Origin of the sequence: Streptomyces sp. NPDC005799 (genome assembly GCF_040630525.1) — a bacterium.
In the GTDB taxonomy this organism is placed as follows: Bacteria; Actinomycetota; Actinomycetes; order Streptomycetales; family Streptomycetaceae; genus Streptomyces; species Streptomyces griseorubiginosus_B.
This window is the reverse complement of the sequence record NZ_JBEXXQ010000007.1, coordinates 64,614-83,678: the sequence shown is the minus strand read 5'-3', so window position 1 is coordinate 83,678 and position 19,065 is coordinate 64,614. Positions and strand designations below refer to the sequence as shown.

General features: G+C 70.8%; 16 protein-coding genes. 8 read left to right on the top strand and 8 right to left on the bottom strand.

Annotated elements, in window-relative coordinates; all coding sequences use genetic code 11:
- Positions 1-9: 9 nt before the first annotated feature.
- Positions 10-1,152: a cytochrome P450 gene (locus tag ABZ453_RS09090; protein WP_359013126.1), complete on the bottom strand. Its 1,143-nt coding sequence runs from the start codon at positions 1,150-1,152 to the stop codon at positions 10-12.
- Positions 1,153-1,285: 133 nt separating this feature from the next.
- Here ABZ453_RS09090 and ABZ453_RS09085 point away from each other — a divergent pair, with 133 nt between their 5' ends.
- Positions 1,286-2,764 (top strand): MFS transporter, encoded by a 1,479-nt coding sequence (locus tag ABZ453_RS09085; RefSeq protein ID WP_359013124.1) that lies wholly within the window; start codon positions 1,286-1,288, stop codon positions 2,762-2,764.
- Positions 2,765-2,798: 34 nt separating this feature from the next.
- On the opposite strand, the gene ABZ453_RS09080 is transcribed toward ABZ453_RS09085, so the two are convergent.
- The gene (locus tag ABZ453_RS09080) at positions 2,799-2,984 is read right to left on the bottom strand and encodes a hypothetical protein (protein ID WP_359013122.1); all 186 of its coding nucleotides are present in this window, start codon (positions 2,982-2,984) and stop codon (positions 2,799-2,801) included.
- A gap of 358 nt (positions 2,985-3,342) precedes the next feature.
- On the opposite strand from ABZ453_RS09080, the gene ABZ453_RS09075 reads away from it, so the two are divergent.
- Both ABZ453_RS09075 and ABZ453_RS09070 read left to right on the top strand, forming a co-directional pair.
- Positions 3,343-4,530: a sensor histidine kinase gene (locus tag ABZ453_RS09075; protein WP_359013120.1), complete on the top strand. Its 1,188-nt coding sequence runs from the start codon at positions 3,343-3,345 to the stop codon at positions 4,528-4,530.
- Between the two features lie 35 nt (positions 4,531-4,565).
- Positions 4,566-5,249 (top strand): response regulator transcription factor, encoded by a 684-nt coding sequence (locus ABZ453_RS09070; protein ID WP_359013118.1) that lies wholly within the window; start codon positions 4,566-4,568, stop codon positions 5,247-5,249.
- A gap of 266 nt (positions 5,250-5,515) precedes the next feature.
- Here ABZ453_RS09070 and ABZ453_RS09065 read toward each other — a convergent pair whose 3' ends face one another.
- On the bottom strand, positions 5,516-6,217 hold the full coding sequence (locus ABZ453_RS09065; protein ID WP_359013116.1) for a TetR/AcrR family transcriptional regulator: 702 nt from the start codon (positions 6,215-6,217) through the stop codon (positions 5,516-5,518).
- Between the two features lie 114 nt (positions 6,218-6,331).
- On the opposite strand from ABZ453_RS09065, the gene ABZ453_RS09060 reads away from it, so the two are divergent.
- The 5 genes from ABZ453_RS09060 (at position 6,332) to ABZ453_RS09040 (ending at position 12,047) form a co-directional block, all read left to right on the top strand.
- On the top strand, positions 6,332-7,087 hold the full coding sequence (locus ABZ453_RS09060; RefSeq protein ID WP_359013114.1) for an SDR family oxidoreductase: 756 nt from the start codon (positions 6,332-6,334) through the stop codon (positions 7,085-7,087).
- Positions 7,088-7,121: 34 nt separating this feature from the next.
- Entirely contained in the window at positions 7,122-8,024 is a 903-nt protein-coding gene (locus ABZ453_RS09055) for an SDR family oxidoreductase (RefSeq protein WP_359013112.1), read from the top strand.
- Positions 8,025-8,293: 269 nt separating this feature from the next.
- On the top strand, positions 8,294-9,274 hold the full coding sequence (gene ligD, locus ABZ453_RS09050) for a non-homologous end-joining DNA ligase (RefSeq protein ID WP_359013110.1): 981 nt from the start codon (positions 8,294-8,296) through the stop codon (positions 9,272-9,274).
- A gap of 363 nt (positions 9,275-9,637) precedes the next feature.
- Positions 9,638-10,414: an NPP1 family protein gene (locus tag ABZ453_RS09045; protein WP_359013108.1), complete on the top strand. Its 777-nt coding sequence runs from the start codon at positions 9,638-9,640 to the stop codon at positions 10,412-10,414.
- A gap of 79 nt (positions 10,415-10,493) precedes the next feature.
- Entirely contained in the window at positions 10,494-12,047 is a 1,554-nt protein-coding gene (locus tag ABZ453_RS09040; protein ID WP_359013106.1) for a glycosyl hydrolase family 65 protein, read from the top strand.
- Positions 12,048-12,097: 50 nt separating this feature from the next.
- Here the strand turns inward: ABZ453_RS09040 and ABZ453_RS09035 are convergent, their stop codons facing one another.
- The 5 genes from ABZ453_RS09035 to ABZ453_RS09015 all read right to left on the bottom strand — a co-directional run bounded on the left by ABZ453_RS09035 (position 12,098) and on the right by ABZ453_RS09015 (position 19,018).
- Positions 12,098-14,287 carry an MMPL family transporter gene (locus ABZ453_RS09035; protein WP_359013104.1) on the bottom strand — a complete coding sequence of 730 codons (2,190 nt, stop codon included), beginning with the start codon at positions 14,285-14,287 and terminating at the stop codon, positions 12,098-12,100.
- Positions 14,288-15,052: 765 nt separating this feature from the next.
- Positions 15,053-16,018, bottom strand: coding sequence for an alpha/beta hydrolase (locus ABZ453_RS09030; RefSeq protein ID WP_359013102.1), 966 nt, complete (start codon positions 16,016-16,018; stop codon positions 15,053-15,055).
- Between the two features lie 305 nt (positions 16,019-16,323).
- Positions 16,324-16,920 (bottom strand): hypothetical protein, encoded by a 597-nt coding sequence (locus ABZ453_RS09025; RefSeq protein ID WP_359013100.1) that lies wholly within the window; start codon positions 16,918-16,920, stop codon positions 16,324-16,326.
- Positions 16,917-18,227, bottom strand: a complete 1,311-nt coding sequence (locus ABZ453_RS09020; RefSeq protein WP_359013098.1) for a hypothetical protein — start codon at positions 18,225-18,227, stop codon at positions 16,917-16,919. The genes ABZ453_RS09025 and ABZ453_RS09020 overlap by 4 nt, the downstream gene beginning before the upstream one ends.
- Entirely contained in the window at positions 18,224-19,018 is a 795-nt protein-coding gene (locus ABZ453_RS09015) for an ABC transporter ATP-binding protein (RefSeq protein ID WP_359013096.1), read from the bottom strand. Before ABZ453_RS09015 ends, ABZ453_RS09020 begins: the two co-directional genes overlap by 4 nt.
- Between the last annotated feature and the right edge of the window lie 47 nt (positions 19,019-19,065).

The following is a 19,065-nucleotide window of genomic DNA, read 5'->3' as shown; positions in this document are numbered from 1 at the left end:
CACCGGGACTTAGCTCAGCCCTCCGACGGCCAGCCCCTCGAGCCGTCGCAGGTCCGCCGTCGGTGCGGCGAGTTCCAGCGACGGAAGCCTACGCAACAGCACATGGAGGACGGTCCACAGCTCGGTACGGGCGAGTTCCTGACCGAGGCAGGCGTGCGGGCCGGCGCCGAACGCCAGATGGGGGTTGGGGCTGCGGTCGAGCCGCATCTCGCCGGGTGCGTCGAAGACGGTCTCGTCCCGGTTGGCGGCGGCGGTGCTGCACAGCACCGTCGTACCGGACGGCGGCAAGGCGCCGGCGACCTCGGCCGGCCGGTCGAGGTAGCGGGGTACGCCGATGCCGGGCTCGGCGCCGAAGCGCAGCGCCTCCTCGACCGCGAGCGGCACCAGGGAGGGGTCGGCGAGCAGGCGCTCCCAGCGGCGGCGGTCGGCGAGCAGCAGGGCCTGGCCGGTGAAGACAAGTTCCCGTTCGGACAGGGGCGGTTCGTCGGCGTCCCACGCGGTCGCCAGATCGCTGAGCAGGTCGACGCTGGGGGCGGTGCGCTTGGCGTACACGTGCGTGGCCATGTAGTCGACGAAGTCGTCCTGCGCCTGGTCGGTCTCGTCCTGGGCGTAGCGGGTGAGGTTGAGCATGACGTCGGACCAGTAAGCGAACCGGTCGTGGTAGGCGGCGGGGACACCGAGGAGATCGCAGATCACCCACACGGGCAGCGGGAAGGCCAGGCGCGCCCGCAGGTCCGCGGGGTGACCGTGGGACACCATGTCGTCGACCAGCTTCTCGGCCATGGCCTCGATGCCGGGCTGCTGCGCGGCCATGCGCTCGGCGGTGAACCACCGGCCCACGGTCCGCCGCCACCGCGCGTGCCCGCTGCCGTGCGCCGGGATGGCCATCGCCATGTCGCTGCCGAAGACCCCGCCCGCCTCCTCGTCGGCGAGGCGCGCGGCGCCGTCCGCGCGCAGCACATTGCCGAACCGGGTGTCGGACAGCAGCCGCCGGACGTCCTCGTGGCGGGTGAGCAGCGTCGCCTCGTTCCCCGCTGGGCAGGCGTACGCGCGCGAGGGGGCACCACCGCTGCCCCAGCGCGGCCCACTCGCCAGGGGCCTCCAGTGCCGTATCGCCGTGGAAGGGATACCTCGGAAGCAGATCGTCCTCACGCGGGTGCATACGCCCTCCTGAGATCCGCCGGTCCCGGCGCGATCCGGCAAACCGAGCCCTTACAGTAAGTCAGGCGCCTGCCTTAAAACTGGCAAGCTGTTCGCCTGCCCCGTTGTGCCTGGAGGCTATTTCATGTCCGACGCCCTTCCCAGACCCGCGAACGCGGCCGATCCTGCCGCTCCCCGGTCGGGCGCCGTGGTCGCGGTGCTGGCCTTCGCCGGCATCGTCGTCTCGCTGATGCAGACGCTGGTCATCCCGATCGTCCCGGAACTGCCCAAACTGCTGGACGCGCCCGCGTCGGACACCGCCTGGGCCGTGACCGCCACGCTGCTGGCCGCCGCGGTGGCGACCCCGGTGGTGGGCCGGCTCGGCGACATGTTCGGCAAGCGGCGGATGCTGCTGGTCAGCGTGGTGCTGCTGGTGACCGGGTCCGTCCTGTGCGCGCTCAGCGACTCGCTCGTACCGATGATCGTCGGCCGGGCGGTGCAGGGTCTGGCATCGGCCGTGGTGCCGCTGGGCATCAGCATCATGCGGGACGAGCTGCCGTCCGAGCGGCTGGCGGGTGCCACGGCGCTGATGAGCGCCTCGCTCGGGGTCGGCGGCGCGCTGGGCCTGCCGACGGCGGCCCTGATCGCGGACCACTTCGACTGGCACGTGCTGTTCTGGAGCTCGGCCGGCATGGGCGCGGTGGCCCTCGTCCTGGTTCTGCTGTTCGTGCCCGAGTCCAAGGTGCGGTCGGGCGGCCGCTTCGACGTCGTCGGCGGCCTCGGCATGGCCGCGGGGCTGGTCTCCCTGCTGCTCGCCATCTCCAAGGGCGCCGACTGGGGCTGGACCAGTGCCACGACCCTCGGCCTGTTCGCGGCGGCCGTCGTGGTGCTGCTCGCCTGGGGCTTCTTCGAACTGCGCACCACCGAGCCGCTGGTGGACCTGCGCACCACCGCCCGCCGTCAGGTGCTGGTGACCAACCTCGCCTCCATCGCGATCGGCTTCTCGATGTTCGCGATGTCCCTGGTTCTGCCCCAACTGCTGCAGCTGCCCACCCAAACGGGCTTCGGCCTCGGCAAGTCGCTGCTGACCGCCGGCCTGGTGATGGCGCCGTCGGGTCTGGTGATGATGGCCTTCGCGCCGGTCTCGGCCGCCGTGTCCAAGGCCAAGGGACCGAAGGTGACCTTGATGATCGGCGCCCTCATCGTGGCCGCCGGGTACGGACTGAACATCGTGCTGATGTCACAGGTCTGGCACCTGGTGCTGGTTTCCTGCGTGATCGGCGCCGGCATCGGCTTCACGTACGGCTCCATGCCCGCCCTGATCATGGGCGCGGTGGACCCCTCCGAGACCGCCGCCGCCAACAGCCTCAACACGCTGATGCGGTCGATCGGTACGTCCTGCGCCAGCGCCATCGCCGGGGTCATCCTGTCCCAGATGACGATCAGCCTGGGGGGTTACGCGCTGCCCTCGGAGAGCGGCTTCAAGTCCGTCATGGCCCTCGGCGCGGGCGCCGCCCTGCTCGCCTTCGCCGTCGCGTCGTTCATCCCGCGCCGACGCCCCGTCACGGCGACCGCGCCGGTCCCGGCCGCCGAATCGTCGGCCGACGCGTCCCCGGTCAACTGACCCCAGCCGCCTGAGGGCCGACCAACGGCGGCCCTCAGGCCGCCGGCCTTCTCCGCGTCCGCAGCAGGCTCACACCCGCGCCGAGGGCGACGGCACCCAGGCCGACGCAGGTCAGAACGCCCTGGGTGCCGTCGACGGCGAAGGGGGCCACCACGGCGACCGCCAGGTTGAACACGAACAGAAACCAGAGCACGGGCCGCGAGACCAGCGGGGAGTTCATCGGTTTTCCTTCCAAAACGGTGATGGTCGGACCCAGAACGGTGACGGTGGGAACGCGCTCAACACTGCCGTCCGCGCCCCACTCCCCGCGATGGAGCGCACTCCCGGACCCGGGGTGTAGCCCGCTGCACCATCGCGACGCCGATCCCGCCTTCCTGCTCAGGGAGGAGAGCGTCCGACCTCGTACTGCGTGCTCAGTAGCGGCGATTGTCGGCAGCCGGATGACGACGTGGCGAGCCCGCTCGGAGAGCCTGAGGTATCCGTGTGCCCGGGCTTTTGACATCCCCCTGAGAGGGTCTCCCGTCGTTTCCGGCGGGCATCGCCCACCATGACGTGAGGACCACGACCGGAGAGAAGCGATGAGCATCCCCTGGCAGCGCTACGACGACGAGCACGTCCGCGTCGTCGACACCATGGCGGCGGCGCTGCTGTTCGCCGCGTTCCTCTTCGGCAGCGAGATCCAGGTGCCCGGCACCCGGCACTCCGACCGAGTCATGCCCACCCTCGCGCTGGCGGCCGTCTCCTGCGGAGCCCTGTTCTGGCACCGCCGCCACCCCCGCACCGTCGTCGCGGTCACCGCGCTGGGGGCCGCCGGAGCGGGCGCCCTGGGTCATCTGCTCACCCCGCTGATGCTGGGCCCGGTCATGCTGGCGCTGTTCCGGCTGGCCGTCAGCACCGATCGCCGCACCACCCGGACCTTCTTCCTCGCCACGCTCGTGGTCGTGGTCGTCCCCGCCTTCGCCGTCGACCCCAACGACAACCCCTGGCCCCTGAAGACCCTGGGACCTGCCGCCTGGCTGCTCCTGCCGGTCGCCACCGGCAGCACGGTCCGGATGAAGGGCGCGTATCTGCAGGCCGTCCAGGCGCGCGCCGAGTACGCCGAACGCAGCCGCGACGAGGAGGCCCGGCACCGGGTGGCCGAGGAGCGCATGCGCATCGCCCGTGAACTGCACGACGTCGTCGCCCACCATCTGGCCCTGGCCAACGCCCAGGCGGGTACGGCGGCCCATCTGGCGCGCACCCATCCTGAACAGGTGCAGAAGATACTCACCGACCTCGCCGGTACGACGTCGTCGGCCCTGCGGGAGATGAAGGCCACCGTCGGCCTGCTGCGCCAGAATGACGACCCCGACGCTCCTCTCGCCCCGACGCCGGGACTGGGCCAACTCGGCGAGCTGACGGACGCGTTGCAGTCCACCGGCCTGACCGTGCAGGTGAGCACGGAAGGCGTACCCCGGCCGCTCACACCCGGCGTGGACCTCACCGCGTACCGCATCGTGCAGGAGGCGCTGACCAACGTCACCAAGCACGCCGCCGCCCGGGCCGCGTACGTCCGGCTGCGCTACGGCGACGACCACATGACCATCACCGTCACCGACGACGGCAACGCCACCGCCTCGGCCGCGCCCGCGCCCGGCAGCGGTTTCGGGCTGATCGGCATGCGCGAGCGCGCCCACTCCGTGGGCGGCGCCCTGCAGGCCGGGCACCGCCTGGAGGGCGGCTTCGAGGTCACCACCCGCCTGCCTCTGTACCCGGCAACGCCATGAGGCGTTATAACGATGAGACGACAGAAACGGACCCGATGACCATCCGCGTGCTGCTCGCCGACGACCAGGCCCTGCTGCGGGCCACCTTCCGCATTTTGATCGACTCCTGCGACGACATGGAGGTGGTCGCCGAGGCCGCCGACGGCCGTGAGGCGGTGGCGCTCACGCGCGAACACCGCCCCGGCCTCGTGCTGATGGACATCCGCATGCCGGGCACCGACGGGCTCGCCGCCACGTCCGCGATCTGCGCCGACCCCGACCTGGCGGACACGCGCGTGCTGATCCTCACCACCTTCGAGATCGACGAGTACGTCGCCCAGGCACTGCGGGCCGGCGCGAGCGGCTTCCTCGGCAAGGACGTGACCGCCGACGCGCTCCTGGACGGCATCCGGACCGTGGCCCGCGGCGACTCCCTGCTCTCGCCGCTCGCCACGCGTGCGCTGATCACCCGTTTCCTGACCACCCCGGCCCGCGGCCACCGGCTCCCCGGTTCCGACGACCTGACCGGCCTGACCGCCCGTGAACGGGAGGTCATGGCGTGGGTGGCCGAGGGCCACTCCAACGAGGAGATCGCCGAGAAGCTGTACGTCAGCCCGCTGACCGTACGCACGCACGTGCACCGGGCGATGACGAAACTGGGCGCCCGCGACCGCGCCCAGCTGGTCGTCATGGCTTACCAGTCGGGGTTGGTGCAGGCTGCGCAGGGCGGGGAGCGGTAGGGCCGGCGGGGCGGGTGCCGATCGGGGGTGGTGAGGGCCTGACGCGCCGGGGTGCGGCAGCCCGGCCGACGGTCCGGCGGTCGGGAGGGTGCGGGCCCGTCGGCAGGTGAAAGCCGCTCCTACGCGGCCCGACGGTCGGGATTGGCGCATGCCGGCCCCGGCCAGGGACCCCAGCCGTGGCGCCGGCCCCCGGCTCACCCAGTCGGACCGGTGCGGCCGCCGTGCCTTGGAACGCCGAGCACGGCCGGCACTCCACCACCTGCCGCTCAGCCTGCCGACAGCTTGTCCAGCCACTGCTCCAGCAGGGCCGACTCGGCCGGGGTGAAGACCGTTGACTGTTCGGCGCGCAGGCGGGCGGCGAGGGTGGCGGCGGCGGCCGGAACCGCCCTGCCCTGATCGTCCCGCTCGGCGAGCTCGTCGGTGGCGGCCGGACGCGTCACCGAGTCGAGAACGGCGTCACGCAGCCGCTCGGCGAACTGCGGGTCCGGGTACTGCTCGGGCCGGGTCAGCATCGACAGGGCCGCGCCGACATTGGCCGACATGATCATCTGCGTGGCGAGCGCGGGCGGCACGGTGAGCCGGCCGGCGGCCGCACAGCGCTCGAGGACCCCGTGCAGCAGGGCGTGCGCCTCCTGCGCCGCGGCCGGCGGGACCGTCAACTCGGGTGAGTACATCAGGCGGTAGTGGTTGGGGTGCTCCAGCGCGAAGCGCATGTGGTTGTCCCAGCCGCTCCTGACGTCGGCGACCGGATCGTCGCTCGGCCTGGCCGCCCGCTTGGAGGCGAGGTACGCCTCGAAACCCCGGTCGACGACGGCCGCCAGCAGCCCCGCCTTGTCGCCGAAGAGCCGGTAGAGCATCGGCGCACCCACCCCGGCCGCCTCGCACACCGCCCGCGTGGAGACATCGGCGACCGAGGCCTTCGCCAGCAGGTCCGTGGCCGCTTCCAGGATCTTTTCCCTCGCATCCATGAGTCTACCGTACGCCATTCGTATCGCCGATACGAATTCGGGGGTAGCGACGCTACGAAACCGTGTTATCGTCGATACGAGCAGAACGTAGCAGCGCTAACAAAGGACGCAGTCATGACCACTCACACCACCACCTCCGCGGACCGGCGCGTCGCGATCGTCACCGGCGGATCGCGCGGCATCGGACGGCAGGTCGCCGAGCGCCTCGCCGCGGACGGCTACGCAGTCGTCGTCGGATACGCGGGCAACAAGGAGGCAGCTGACGAGGCCGTCCGTGCCATAGAGGCCGCCGGCGGCACGGCACAGGCAGCCCGTGCGGACGTCGCCGACGAGCACGAGATCGCCGCCCTGTTCGACCTCGCGGAGACCACCTACGGCGGCGTCGACGCGGTCGTGCACGCCGCCGGCCGCATGCCGCTCTCCCCCGTCGCCGACCTCGACCTCGCCGAGCTCGACTCTCTGTACCGCACCAACATCCGCGGCACGTTCGTCGTCGACCAGCAGGCGGCGCGCCGGCTGCGCCAGGGAGGAGCGCTGGTCAACTTCTCCACCTCGGTGGTCGGGCTGGCCTTCCCCGGCTACGGCGCCTACGCCGCCAGCAAGGGCGCGGTCGAGGCGCTGACGCTGATCCTCGCCCGCGAGATGCGGGGGCGTGACGTCACCGTCAACGCCGTCGCCCCCGGCCCCACCGCGACCGAACTCTTCCTCGACGGCAAGGACGAGGAGACCATCGCCCGCCTCGCCGCGCAGCCGCCGCTGGAGCGCCTTGGCACGCCCGAGGACATCGCCAACGTCGTGTCCTTCCTGGTCGGCCCCGAGGGCCACTGGGTCAACGGCCAGGTACTGCGGGCCAACGGCGGAATCATCTGACGGCCGGCTCTGATACAGGAACGGAAGGAATGCCATGAGCGACAGCAAGGTCATCCTCGTCACCGGCGCCTCCAGCGGTTTCGGCGCCCTCAGCGTCCGCGCACTCGCCGCGCGCGGCCATACGGTCTACGCGGGCATGCGCGCCCTCGCCACCCGTAACGCGTCAGCCGCTTCGAATCTGGCCGCACACGCCGAGGAGCACGGCGTCGATCTGCGCGCCGTGGAACTCGACGTGACCGCGCAGGACAGCGCGGACGCAGCAGTCGAGCGGATCGCCGCCGAGCAGGGACGGCTGGATGTCGTGGTGCACAACGCCGGGCACATGGTGCTTGGCCCCGCCGAGGCCTTCACCGCGGAGCAACTGGCGGACGTCTACGACACCAACGTCCTGGGCACCCAGCGCGTCAACCGCGCGGCACTGCCACAGCTGCGCCGGCAGGGCCAGGGCCACCTCGTGTGGATCGGCTCCTCCAGCACCCGCGGCGGCTGCCCGCCCTTCCTCGCCCCCTACTTCGCGGCCAAGGCGGCGATGGATGCCCTCGCGGTGAGCTACGCCGCCGAGGTCATCCGGTTCGGGATCGACACCTCGATCGTCGTGCCGGGTGCCTTCACCTCCGGCACCAACCACTTCGCCCACGCCGGCACGCCCGCCGACGTGGAGCGGGCCGCCGCCTACGACGCCCGCTACAAGGCTCTGATGAACGATGTCAACGAGCGGCTGGCCGGGCTGATACCACCGGACGCCGATGTCTCCGAGGTGGCCGACGCGGTCGTGCGAGTAGTGGAACTCCCGTCCGACAAACGGCCGTTCCGCGTCCATGTGGACCCCAGCCGGGACGGCAGCGAGGTCGTCTCGGCGGTGGCCGACCGCATCCGGGTGGAGTTCTTCCGCCGAGTGGGCCTGGAGGACTTGCTGACGCCTGCGAGCAGTCTGTAGGTCGCGCCGTTGCGGGACGGCGAGGGGGTGGGCGGGGGTGAGGGTAGTGGCGTCTGTCATGCACAGGGGCTCGTCAGGTCGCCGGCGGAAGGCAGCGCCGCAGCGGGCCGACTTCTGAAGCAGGCAACATCGTTCAGGCGGGGCGGGCCGGGGAGAACACGCCGGCCGGCGGACGGGCGGTCAGGTCGCCTGGCGGAAGGCAGCGCCGTTCAGGCGAAACCGGTCGGGTGGGTGCGTGGCGGGGCGCCGGGGTGTCGACAAGTGACCCCGTGACGCTCCCCCTGATCCCGCCCATGCTCGCCACGCCGGGCAAGCTGCCGCCGGTCGCCCAGGACGCCCGCTGGGCCTATGAGACCAAGCAGGACGGCCAGCGTGTGGTCGCCTATCTGGAAGGGGACGGCACTGTGCTGCTGCGCGCCCGGTCCGGCGAGGACATCACCGCCGCCTATCCCGAGCTCCGGCCACTCGGCGCGGCGCTGGGGAGGACGGCAGCGGTACTGGACGGGGAGGTGCTGGCGCTGGACGAACGGGGGCGTGCCGACTTCCAGTTGCTTCAGTCCCGGATGGGCCTGGCGCACTCGCCCGGAAAGGCGGCACGGCAGGCGACGAAGGTGCCCGTCCATCTCGTCCTGTTCGACGTGATGCACCTGGCCGGGCAGGACCTCACGGGGCTCCCCTACACCCGGCGGCGCGGGCTGCTGGAGGAACTCGGTCTCGGCGGGGCCCACTGGTCCACGCCCGCCGCGCTCGTCGGCCACGGCGAGGAGGCCCTGCGGGCCACCGTCGAGCACGGACTGGAAGGTCTGGTCTGCAAACGGCTGGACTCGGTGTACGAGGCCGGGGTGCGGTCGCGGGCCTGGATCAAGATCCGCAACATGCGCAGCGAGGACGTGTTGGTGGGCGGGTGGCTGCCGGGCAGGGGACGGTTGCAGGGGCTGCCGGGTGCCGTCCTCGTCGGACAGCGGGCGGCGGGGCGGCTGCGGTATGTGGGCGGTGTGGGGACCGGCTGGAGCGAGGCCGAGCGGGTGCGGCTGGCCGAGCTGTTGCGGGCCGCGGAGACCGACGTGTGCCCGTTCGATCCGGTGCCGCATGTGGCGGGCGCGCACTGGGTGGTACCGCGGCTGGTCGGGGAGGTCCGGTTCAGCACCCGTACCCGGGCGGGCATGCTGCGCCAGCCGTCCTGGCTGCGGCTGCGGCCCGATCTCGCGCCGGAGGATTCGGCGGCCGACCTGCCGGACGACCTCACCTGACCACGTGCCACCGCACATCGTCGGCCCTGACCACCCGCCACTGCACGCCGCCGCCCCTGACCGCCCGCCAACGCCCTTCGCCGCCAGACCGCCCATCACCGCACGACAGGCCCCGAACCTCCCGCTATCGCACGTCGCCGCCCCCTGACCGCCCCTGACCGCCTGACCGCCTCCGACTGCCCCCTCTGCTCCTCACCCGCCCGCCCCTCACCGCTTCTCCCCGCCCCTCCCCGATCGAGTATTGGGCTGCGCTTCACCGCCGGTACGCCTGGGACGTCTTGGCCCGGAAGTGCAAACCCGGGATGCTGAACTCCCTTGGCCCCCACAGCCGTTGGGCTGCGCCCCGACCAGGAGGAGGACGCAGTGTCGTCACCGAAGCTGAAGGCACACCGCAGGAGATGGCTGACCGGGCTGGCCGGTTCAGCCGCGCTCGTTCTCGCCGTGCCCACCGCCGCCTTCGCCGCACCGCCCAAGGCGCTGCCCGCCAACGCCGAGGCCGCCGAGTTCACCTACCAGCCGGCCTTCGACTACGACACGGACGGCTGCTACCCGACGCCGGCCATCGGCCCGGACGGGACCATCAACGGCGGACTCAAGCCCACGGGTTCGCTCAGCGGGGAGTGCCACGACGCCTCCGACCTGGACAACACCAACAGCTACTCGCGCTACAAGTGCAACAACGGCTGGTGCGCCTATATGTACGGCCTGTACTTCGAGAAGGACCAGGCCCTCGCGAACAGCAGCATCGGCGGGCACCGCAACGACTGGGAGCACGTCGTGGTCTGGGTGCAGGACGGGCAGATCAAGTACGTGTCGACGTCGAACCACGGTTCGTTCACGGTGCACGCGGCGTCCGAGGTCCGTTTCGACGGCAGCCACGCCAAGATCGTCTACCACAAGGACGGCATCGGCACGCACGACTTCCGTCTCGCCAACGCGAACGACGAGCCGCCGGAGAACGACAAGCACACCTGGCAGTACCCGCCGCTGGTGGGCTGGAACGGCTACCCCGCGGGCCTGCGTGACAAGCTGAGCGCGTACGACTTCGGCAGCGCCAACTTCGGTCTGAAGGACGCCAACTTCACCGCGCACCTGACCTCGGCCAAGCCGTCCGGAATCGCGTTCGACCCGAGCGCCTGATCCCGCGACCGCCGACCGGTTCGCTCGTTCCACAGCTCCCGGAGTCATCCTGTCTCCGGGAGCTCGGGAAGGGCGGAGCATGCCGGCGGGAAGACGGATCGACCGAGGGCGGCTGACGCGGCGCAGCTTTCTGGCCGCGGTGGCGGCCCTCGGCACGGCGAGTGCGCGGGCCACAGCCGAGGGGAACGGCTACACCATGCCCTCCCTCACCTTCAGCGATCCCACCACCCAGCGCAGGCTCGGCGATCTGTACGCCAGGGCTCTGACGGCTCTCGCGGACACCCACACGATCGCCGCCGACCCTGCGGTCTACGACAAGGCGGGGCTGCTGACCTACCCGCCCGGCACGGTCGTTCGGGCCGGGGGCGGGTATCCCGCTCCGCAGCGATGGACCCGGGACGCCGCCGTCAACGCATGGAACGCGGTGAGCCTGCTCGCGCCGGACGTCGGCCGCAACACGTTGTGGTCGGTGGTCGACCGCGGCCCGGACGGGCTCGTCGTTCAGCAGGACGACCAGTGGTGGGACCAGGTGGTGTGGATCCTGGCCGCCCGGCACCACTACCGGGTCACCGGCGACCGCGTCTTCCTGACCCGCGCGTACCGGACCGCCGCCCACACCCTCGCCGTGCGCACGGCCCTCGACCTCGACACCTCCTACGGACTCTTCCGCGGGCCCGGTTTCATGAACGACGGCATCTCCGGCTATCCCAGCCCGCCCGCCTCGGCCTGGGTGCGTTCGTCCTTCGTACTGGACCATCCCGGCACCGAGCGACTGATGTGCCTGTCGACGAACTGCCTCTACTTCGGCGCCCAGTCGGCGCTCGCGGACATGGCCGACAGCATCGGCGAGCCGGCTCGGGCCACGTCCCTGCGGGCGGACGCGCGACGCCTGCGCCAGGCGGTCGACCGGTATCTGTGGCGTGCGGAGGCCGGGACATACGCCTACCTCCTCAAAGACGACGGCACGGTCGACGACTCCCAGGAGGGGGCTGGTCTCGCCCTCGCGCTGCTGTGCGGGCTGGCCGATGAGCAGCGGGCGCAGCAGATCCTCGAGAACACCCACTGGCAGCCCCACGGCGTCGTCAACGTCTGGCCGCACTTTCCGCGCTTCGACGACGCCAGGCCGGGACGGCACAACGTCATGCTGTGGCCGATGGTGCACGGCCTCTTCGGCAACGCGGCCGCGAGCGCGGGCCGCGGCGACCTGTTCGCACGGGCCGTCGAGCAGCTCGCCACGCTGGTCGTGTCGAGCGACGGCTTCTACGAGCTGTACGACCCCGTCAGTGGTGCCGTCGACGGCGGCTGGCAGGAGGGCGGCAGCGGGCGGGCCGAGCACTTCGTGTCACAGCCCGACCAGACGTGGTCCGTCACGGCGTACCTGCGCCTCATCCACGACGGCCTGTTCGGTCTGGACCTCGCCGAGGACGCCCTGCGACTGCGACCGTGTCTGCCGCCGGAGTGGGGCGCGGTGAGCCTGCGCGGACTGCGCTACCGGGGCATGACGCTCGACATCGAGCTGAGCGGGGGCGGCGGCCGGGTGTTGGAGTGCCTGGTGGACGGGCGGCCGGCTGAAGCCGTCGTACCCGCCGAGGGGACGGGACACCACACCGTGGAGCTGGTCCTCGGGGTGTAGTGGGGTCTGCCGGGCCGACTGGCCCGGCAGACCTGTTGCGCCACTGGCGGCTAGCTACGGCGTCCGGCCGGGTCGTGGGCGACGGTGTCTCCACTGGCGGCGGACTCCGGTCCGGCATCGATGGATCCGGTGTCCGGGACGGCGCCTTCCTGCGCCCGGTCGGCGTGCCCCGGCCACCAGGCCGCGTGTCCGATCAGGGCGGTGAGGCTGGGCGTGAAGAACATCGCCATCACGAAGGCGGCGACCGCGATGCCGAAGGAGACCGCGAAGCCCATCTCCGTCAGCAGCGAGTTGCCGGCCAGCATCATCGTGGCGAAGGTCGCCGCCAGGATGAACCCGGCCGCGGCCACCGTCGGCCCGGCGTGCCGGAGTGCCATGCCGGCCGCCTCCCGGGGTTCGCGGCCCTCGCGGGCCTCTTCCCTGAGCCGGGCGATCATGAGGATGTTGTAGTCGGTGCCGATCGCGACCACGAACAGATACATGATCACCGGGAGCATGAACATCAGGCCGGACTTGCCCTGCGCCTCCTGGAAGAGCCACACGGTGGCACCGAGGGTGGCACCGAAGCCCAGACCCACCGAGGCGATCAGGTACCAGGGCGCGACCACGCTGCGCAGCAACAGCCCCAGGATGACCATGATCAGAATGGCGGCGACGGGGAAGACGGTGCGGTAGTCGTGGTTGACCGCCGTGTCGATGTCCTTGTAGATCGAGGACATGCCACCGACCAGTGCCTTGGTGCCGTCCGGAGCGTTGGAGTGGGCGACGTCGCGCACCTCGCTGACGGCGCCGATCGCCTTGTCCGTGGACGCCTCGTACTTGAGGGTGACCGTGAAGTCGGCGGTCGTGCCGTCCTTGTTCAACTGGTTCATCCGCGCGGAGGCGACACCGTCCACCGCGCCGAGCTTCTGCGCGTAGGCGGTGAAGCCGGACTTGTCCAGCGGCTTGCCGTCGGTGCTCGACAGGTAGACGTCCGTCGGCGCGGCGGCACCCGCCGAATACGCCTTCTGCATCTGGTCCTGGACGACCATCGACTCCTTGGTCTTGGGCATGGAGCCCGAGGCCAGGTCGAAGGTGGCGTGGAAGCCGAGGATGCCGGACGACAGGGCGAGCAGAACCAGACCCGAGAGGGCGGCGGTCAGCGCCGGGCGGCGCTGCACCCCCCGGCCCAGGGCCGCGAACCTGGCGTTGTCCGGCTCCCGTCGCCAGGACTTGGAGGGCCAGAACACCTTCGGCCCGATCAGCGAGACCACGGCCGGGATCAGGGTCAGGCCGGCGATCAGCGTGACGGTGACCGCGATGGCCAGGGCCGGGCCCATCTGCTTGAGGAAGCCCAGCGTGGACAGCGCCAGCGCGAGGAAGGCGATGATGACCGCGCCGGCGGCGGAGGCGATGGCCTCACCGACCCGGCCGACCGCGTTGACCATGGCCTGCTTGGGTTCGTCACCGGCGCGCAGGCGTTCTCGGTAGCGGAACATCAGGAACAGGAAGTAGTCCGTGCCCACGCCGAACAGCACCACGATCAGGATCGACGAGATGGAGCTGTTGGCCTGCAGATCGAACAGCTTGGTGGCATAGGCGATCAGACCGTTGGCGATCGCCGAGACCAGGCCGATGGTGATCAGTGGCAGGATGGCGAGAATCGGCGCACGGAAGATGATCAGCAGCGTGACCAGGATGATCACGAAGGTGCCGATGCCGATCAGCGCCTCACCGCGCTTGGAGGAGTCCTGCTGGTCGAGGGCCTGAGCGGCCGACCCGCCGAGCTTCACCTCCAGGTTGGTGCCTTTCGCCAGCTGTTTGACGTCGTCGCGCAACACCTTGGCGGCGTCGGCCTGTTTGGGCTGGCCGGCGTTCTTGCTGTCCATCTGGACCAGGGTCAGGTCATACCTGCCGTCCTTGGACGGCTGGCCGGGGACGACCTTCTGCACCTGGTCGATGTGCTTGTTGCCCAGTTCGGTGGTGATCCGGGCGACGTCCTGCTTGTCTTCGGCGGTCAGCTTTCCGCCGTCGGTGCGCTGGTAGAGCGCGATCGCGGACGGGGTGAAGGCGCTGGGGAACGCCTTCTCCTGCAGGTCCGCGGCCTTGATGGACTCATAACTCTTGGGCAGGAAACTGCTCTCGTCGCTGTTCGAGGGCAGACTTGGAGCGGTGGCCACGATGGCCACCGCCGCGATCAGCCATGCCACGATCGTCCAGACGGGATGTCGGACGACCGCGGTGCCAATACGTCGGAACATGCGGAAGGTCCTCCTGGGGCAGGAAGATCACCGCAGCCCGGGGAGCGGACCCTGGCATCGGCGACCCCGACCGGCACGCAGGGCACTCCCCCCAGTGCACCGGTCGCTCGGTTGTCTTCTGTCACATCGTAGTGACCTTGGAGAAAGATCTCTCGTGGGATTCGGCCGCGTTGTGACGCGGACCTGGCCAAGGACGCCGACGCGCTGGTGCTGAGCGTCGGCGGACCGCAGGCGCGTTTCTGTACACCGACGCCGTGTCGACCGTTACCGCGGCCGTAGGCGCCCTGGGTCCCGTCGGCCCGCGCGGCCTGCACATGGTCGGCGGCGCGAGCCTGCTGAACGGGGACGGTGTGCGCTTCTTCGACTCGCCCGCTTTCCGGAGGCGTTCAAGCCGGCGACCGCACCGGCACCTATAGCGCCGGCCTCGACCGCCCGGTCACCGGCGAGGCCCGTATCTCGTACGAGGACTACGCGGTGGCCCTGGTGGACGAGATCGAGAACCCGCGACACCTCAACAGGCGGTTCGCCGTGGGGTATTGCGGTGCGGTGGTCCGCATACCCGTCAGCTACGGACAGTTTCCCAGTCGAGGCAGAACTCGGTGCCCTCGGCTCTTGACGACCTTGCCCTCGGGGACGCGCTGCAAGAACAGTCGCGGGCCGACACCGGTGGAGCCGGTGCAAAGGTCACCTCGAACTTCTTGATCGAAGACATCGGCGCGCTATAGCAGGGCTTTCGGACCGCCTCGATCAGAGGACGACCAGGTGTCACTCGCCGAGCAGCCGCCGCAGCCACCGCAGTCGTGCCGCTTTCGCGTCCCGGGAGAGCGCGGCCTGCGGGACCATGCCGTCGAAACCATGGAATCCGCCCGGCCACACATGCAGTTCGGCGATGCCGCCCGCCTGCCAGATGCGGCTCGCGTAGGCGACGTCCTCGTCTCGGAACGTCTCGGCCGAGCCGACGTCGATGAAGGCCGGAGGCAGCCCGGAGAGGTCGTCGGCGCGGGCGGGCGCCGCGTACGGGGAGACGTCGGCGCCACCCCGCGCCTCGCCCAGCAGCGCTCCCCAGCCCGTCTCGTTGGACGTGCGGTCCCACACGCCCATGCCCGCCATCTGGTGGGCCGAGGGGGTGTCGTTGCGGTCGTCGAGCATCGGGCACATCAGTACTTGCCCGATCGCCTGCGGTCCGTTGCGGTCGCGGGCGAGCAGCGCCACGGCCGCGGTGAGCCCTCCGCCGGCACTGCCGCCCGCCAGGATGACGCGGTCCGGGTCGCCTCCGATCTCCTTGGCGTGCTCGGCCGTCCACAGCAACCCCGCGTAGCAGTCCTCCACCGGGGCCGGGTGCGGGTGTTCGGGTGCGAGCCGGTACTCCACGGACACCACGACGAGATCCAGTTCCTCCGCCCAGTCGAGGGGTATGCCCAGCCGGTGGGAGCCCGCCACCATCCCGCCCCCATGGATGGTGTAGACGATCGGGCGTGGTTCGGTCGCGGTGGTGGGCCGGCAGATCAGCAGTGGCACCTCCGGCGCGCCCGGCGGACCGGGGACGGTCCGTTCCTCGACCTCGAAGCGGCCGCCGCAGGCCAGCTCCTCGTTGGCCGGCGGCGGGAACGGACCGTCCGTGCGCCGTCCGGCCTCGATCATGTCCGGCGTCATCGTGGGTGGCAGCCAGGCACGGATCGCCTCGAGCTCCGGGGCGAGTTCTGGGTCGAAGGGCGGGGGGCGCATGACCATCCGAGGTCCTCCTCATGGCGGGTACGGTGCCGCGGTCATCGCGGGCTTCCGACGCGGCCCGGGTGATGTCGTCGTGGCGGCGACAGCGTCCAGGGCCACGTCGACGACTGCCCCCGATCGTTGCGAGCAGGCCGACGCGTCAGGCGGCTGAAGCGGTCGGCCCGGTCGGGAGGGCGTCGGCGAGCGGCGAGGGCTCCGTCGTTGACACGGGCTTCTGCCAGGAACCTGGAGCCTTCGGCAGCCGACGCACCCACGCCAGGCCGATCACCGCCGCGAGCAGCATGAGCGCCTCGAACGGGCCCTGTTCAGACGGGTTCCGGCGATGTTCGCTGGCGTGGGCCTCGGCTGACGTAGGCGACGGTTCCGGCGGTGGCGAGAAGGGCCGCGACCATGGCCGCCGGTCGGCTGTCGGAGGCCTGCGTCTGCCAGGTCAGCGTCTCCCCCACCATGCCCACGCCCGGGAACACCACCGCACCGAGTGTCCACCCGAGGGGCAGGAACCATGACCGAGCGGTGCCGATCGTGGCCGCCCCCAGAGCGGTCAGTCCCAGCAGGCCGGCCGCGTCACGGACCACGCATCCAACGGGACCGAACCGCGTGCCGGTCAACAGCGTGACCAGCAGGAGCATGAGTACGCATGTCAGGGCGGCGGCCAGGTGGGACATCCGCAGACTTGCCCATGGCCTCGCCGCCGTACGGTCCAGGTTGTCGTCGGGGCCGCCGAGGGTGGTGGTGGCGACGGAGACCAGGAGCAGGACCGTCAGAACGAGTACGGTCCGCCCGACCTCGCCCTGGCCGCCGAAGACGGTTGCCAGCAGCCATGCGATGACGGTGCCCGCGGTCGCCGCGCCGAGCGCCGCCGGCACCAGGCGTGAGCGGACGTAGAGCGTCAGCCCTCTCATCGGGCACCTCGGGTCAGAAGGTCCGTCGTGACCCGGCATTTCTGGGCAGCCTGATAGACGGCGCTCACCCGGGCTGCGGCCTCGGCCCGCGGCAGGGTCTGCAGCGCCGTCCAGAGTTTGACGGCGTCCGGGTCGACGTATTCGAGGCCATCGGGACCAGCGGTCGGCTTTCGGTCGAGCAGCCAGAAGGCCGCAGCGGTGGCGACTGGGAAGTTCGACCTGTCACCGCAGCTGCGGGGGCCGGTGAACGCTCCGGTGAGCATGGTCTGTTCGAGTCGGCCCGGGTGGGCGAGGTGGCCGTGCTGGTCCACCGTGATCCTCATGAGCACGGTGTCGACCCGCGACTTCGGTGAGGTGGGCGGGAAGAGTGTGGTGGTGTCCTCGTGTGCTTCGACGGCCGATGTCCTCGAAAGGAGGGTCAAGGCGTGCCGTGCCTTGGGGGCGACCTCGGGCAGCAACGCTTCGTGGGCCCTGCTGAGGCAGACCCGTGGGGCATCGGCGGTGCAGACCAGTTCCTGGGCGACGGGGTCGAGCCTCCCGCGCTCGTAGGCATCGCCGGTCGGCACGACCAGGGCCGTGGCGGTCGCCCCGACGGCCAGCGGCACCAGCGCGGCGAACGCGAACGTACGGTTCTGGACGGCGAAGAGCACGACGGCGCCCCCGGCGATCGCGGCCATCCACAGCCCCTGTGCCGCGCTGACTTGGCCGTCGACGGTGTCGTAGTCGCTGAAGAGGCTCATTCCCATGCTCGGGGAGAACGCCGCCGTCATCCCGCCGTCCGGAAGGGCATGGGGGGCGAAGATGAGCAGCGCGAAGCCGATCACGGCGAGCGCGGGCGCGGTGGCGAGCGCCGGCACCTGCCGTCCGACGGCCAGCCCGAGCCAGACGGAGGCGATCATCGCGACCAGTCCGACGGCTACGACGAGATAGGCGGCCGGCGGCAGGTAGCGTGCCGTGTCGGCGATCCGTGGTGCCGCCGTGAGGAGCGTGACCAGGTACGCGACGATCACCGCCAGGCCGGTCGTGACCAGGATCGGCACCATGCGCTGCGGCCGCGGGCGGGACGCGCTGGCGAACAGTTCGTCGACGTTGGCCCGGTGCACGCGATAGGACTGCCAGGCACCGGCGGCCATCGCGAGGGGCGAGAGCAGCGCGAGGTACTCGCGCTGCGTCATGGCCAGCGCCATCCACCCGGTGGACCATCGTGCTGCGGTCGCCTGGAGGAGGATCGTACCGGCGACGGTGATCAGGAACGCTGCGCCGAGAGCGGCCGACCGCCGGAACTCTATGCCGAGGATACGGTTCACGCGTTGCTCCGGTGCCGGCGCAGGAGGGCGGAGTAGCCGCGTTCCGCCGGGCTGTCGCCCGCGTCGCTCTCCCCGCCTCGGGCGATCAGATCGTCGGGGGTGCCCTGGAAGAGGAGTCGGCCTTCGTTCATGAGGATGACGTCGGTGCAGGCGGCGACGACATCCTCGACGAGGTGGGTGGAGACCAGCACACAGCTGTCGGCGCCCAGGTCACGCAGCAGGTCGCGGAAGTCGAGACGCTGTTCGGGGTCGAGTCCGACGGTCGGCTCGTCGAGGAGCAGCAGCTCGGGGTCGTTCACGATGGCCTGGGCGATGCCGGCCCGGCGCACCATGCCGCCGGACAGTGTCTTCATCTTCTTGTCGGCCTTGGCCGTCAGACCCACTCGGTCGATCGCGCGTTGCACGCCGTCGGGGGTCGCGGTCCTCGGCATTTCCTTGAGCCAGGCCATGTACGCAACGAACTCGCGGACGGTGAAGCGCGGGTAGAAGCCGAACTGCTGCGGCAGATACCCCAGTCTGCGGCGTATCCCGCGCAGGTCGGCACGGCCGTCGGCCTGCGCGCCGAGCAGCGTCAACGAGCCGGCGGCGGGTTTGACGACGGTGGACAACGCGCGCATCAGTGTGGTCTTGCCGGCGCCGTTCGGGCCGAGCACACCATGCACTCCGGCGCTCAACGTCAAGTCGAGTCCGTCGACGGCCAGATGCCGGCCGGCCCGGACCCGCAGGCCTTTCGCGTGGACTGGCCAAGGATGAAGGGTGGGGGCCGTTTCGGCAGCATTCATCGCCCGCATGGGTCTCTCCTGTTGGTCCTGGTGGTTCTGTTGGTTCTGTGGTTTTG

Excerpts from the sequence above, each read along its gene's own strand:
- ABZ453_RS09080 (WP_359013122.1), bottom strand. The coding sequence starts at position 2,984 with ATGAACTCCCCGCTGGTCTCGCGGCCCGTGCTCTGGTTTCTGTTCGTG.
- ABZ453_RS09060 (WP_359013114.1), top strand. The coding sequence starts at position 6,332 with ATGACCACTCACACCACCACCTCCGCGGACCGGCGCGTCGCGATCGTC.
- ABZ453_RS09025 (WP_359013100.1), bottom strand. The coding sequence starts at position 16,920 with ATGAGAGGGCTGACGCTCTACGTCCGCTCACGCCTGGTGCCGGCGGCG.
- ABZ453_RS09035 (WP_359013104.1), bottom strand. The coding sequence starts at position 14,287 with ATGTTCCGACGTATTGGCACCGCGGTCGTCCGACATCCCGTCTGGACG.
- ABZ453_RS09040 (WP_359013106.1), top strand. The coding sequence starts at position 10,494 with ATGCCGGCGGGAAGACGGATCGACCGAGGGCGGCTGACGCGGCGCAGC.
- ABZ453_RS09070 (WP_359013118.1), top strand. The coding sequence starts at position 4,566 with ATGACCATCCGCGTGCTGCTCGCCGACGACCAGGCCCTGCTGCGGGCC.
- ABZ453_RS09055 (WP_359013112.1), top strand. The coding sequence starts at position 7,122 with ATGAGCGACAGCAAGGTCATCCTCGTCACCGGCGCCTCCAGCGGTTTC.
- ABZ453_RS09015 (WP_359013096.1), bottom strand. The coding sequence starts at position 19,018 with ATGCGGGCGATGAATGCTGCCGAAACGGCCCCCACCCTTCATCCTTGG.
- ABZ453_RS09085 (WP_359013124.1), top strand. The coding sequence starts at position 1,286 with ATGTCCGACGCCCTTCCCAGACCCGCGAACGCGGCCGATCCTGCCGCT.
- ABZ453_RS09030 (WP_359013102.1), bottom strand. The coding sequence starts at position 16,018 with ATGGTCATGCGCCCCCCGCCCTTCGACCCAGAACTCGCCCCGGAGCTC.
- ABZ453_RS09065 (WP_359013116.1), bottom strand. The coding sequence starts at position 6,217 with ATGGATGCGAGGGAAAAGATCCTGGAAGCGGCCACGGACCTGCTGGCG.
- ABZ453_RS09075 (WP_359013120.1), top strand. The coding sequence starts at position 3,343 with ATGAGCATCCCCTGGCAGCGCTACGACGACGAGCACGTCCGCGTCGTC.